The organism is Herpetosiphon sp. NSE202, assembly GCF_042688385.1.
Classification (GTDB): Bacteria; Chloroflexota; Chloroflexia; order Chloroflexales; family Herpetosiphonaceae; genus Herpetosiphon.
The window spans coordinates 1-1,561 of record NZ_JBHUPY010000035.1 but is presented as its reverse complement, the minus strand read 5'-3'; the positions used below and the strand labels follow the sequence as shown (position 1 = coordinate 1,561).

The window sequence follows — 1,561 nt, the reverse complement described above, 5'->3', positions numbered from 1 at the left end:
CGGAATGTGTCAAACACGGTGAAACAGATGACAACGCAGCAAACGGGCGATTAAAGAAGGATTATTCGCGCAATGCCGCCGCGATCGACGGATCAGCTGGCCCAGCTGGGCGGTTAATCCACACGGCCTGCGGCACACGCGGTGGGCGCGGTGTTCCCCGCACAAAGCGTTCGGGATGGGTCGCATAGGCCGTCGCCAGCACCTGCTGCCGCGCCGTCGTCATGGCGGTGGCCTGCCCACGATGCACCACTGCTGGTGGCAGCAAGCCAATCCCACTGTGGCAATGGTCGTGGTTGTACCACTGCACAAACGCCCGCATCCACGCCCGCGCATCGATGAGACTGCCAAACCGATCGGGAAAATCAGGCCGATACTTGGTGGTCTTGAACTGCGCTTCGGAGTACGGATTGTCGTTCGCGACGTGTGGGCGGCTATGGGTTTTGGTCACGCCCAAATCGGCGAGCAATTGGGCCACCGGCTTGGCGGTCATGGCACTGCCATTGTCGGCATGCAGCGTGAGTTGGTTCGTCTGAATGCCCTCGCGATGGTAGGTTTCGGCGATACACTGCTCGGCCAAGGCTGCCGATTCGCGATCCATCACCATCCAGCCCACGATGCAGCGGCTGAAGACATCCAGAATCACATAGGCATAGAAATATGACCACGTGGTCGGGCCTTTAAACTTGGTGATATCCCAACTCCAGAGCTGGTTTGGCCCCGTGGCCAACAATTCCGGCGCAGCATAGGTCGGGTGGCGCAGCTGGTTGCGGCGTTCCCGCACTTCGCGATGGGCGGCCAAAATGCGGTACATCGTGCGCCAATGACAGAGATAGGTTCCTTCATCGAGCAAGGTGGCGTAGATCTGGCGCGGCGTGCAGTCAGCAAAGCGGTCACTGTTGAGCACGGTACGGATATGGACGACCTCATCCGGCGTGAGCGCACGGGCGGGCCGACGACGAGGAACCGCTGCGGGAGCGGGCTGAGCGGCACGATAGACGGTGCTGCGCGGGACACCGAGTGCCCGACATGCCGCCGCAATGCCCACGGTCGGAGCCAAATCGGCGACGGCCATGATTAATCCTGAACGTCGGTCGGCGGCGCTGGGAGCGTGATCCCCAACAGGGTTGCAAGCTTTTTTTGCACATCGATGATCACCTCGGCTTGGGCGAGTTTGGCCTGGAGCCGCTGGTTTTCACGGCGGAGGCGAGCCAATTCGGCGGTCTGGCGCTGGGCTTCGGGCGTGGGTGCGGCCTTGCGTTTGGGCGTGAGCGCGGCCAGTTCACCCTCGGCCCGTTGTCGTCGCCAGCGGGCGAGGTGCGAGGAGTAAATGCCTTCGCGGCGCATCAGGGCTCCAAGTTCGCCGGGGGCGCACGCATCGGCAGCGGCCAGAATGCGCAGGCGGTCGCGGGCACTCCAGTGGGTGCGGGCAGCTTTGGGCCGGACTTCGGGGTCATTGGTGGTCTGGTCGGGTGTTGGTTTTTTACTGGCCATGGAAGCTCCTTCCGGCCCTCGACTTAAGATGGATACACCAGATCTGTCTCACCTATGTTAGCACAGAGGG

General features: G+C 62.2%; 1 protein-coding gene. It reads right to left on the bottom strand.

The features are described from left to right. Positions 1 to 61 precede the first annotated feature (61 nt). Positions 62 to 1,491, bottom strand: a protein-coding gene (locus ACFMKP_RS24740; RefSeq protein WP_382296516.1) for an IS3 family transposase whose coding sequence is annotated in 2 segments (ribosomal slippage) — positions 62 to 1,131 and positions 1,131 to 1,491 — 1,431 coding nt in all. Because the reading frame shifts where the segments join, the coding sequence is not laid out codon by codon here. Positions 1,492 to 1,561 lie beyond the last annotated feature (70 nt).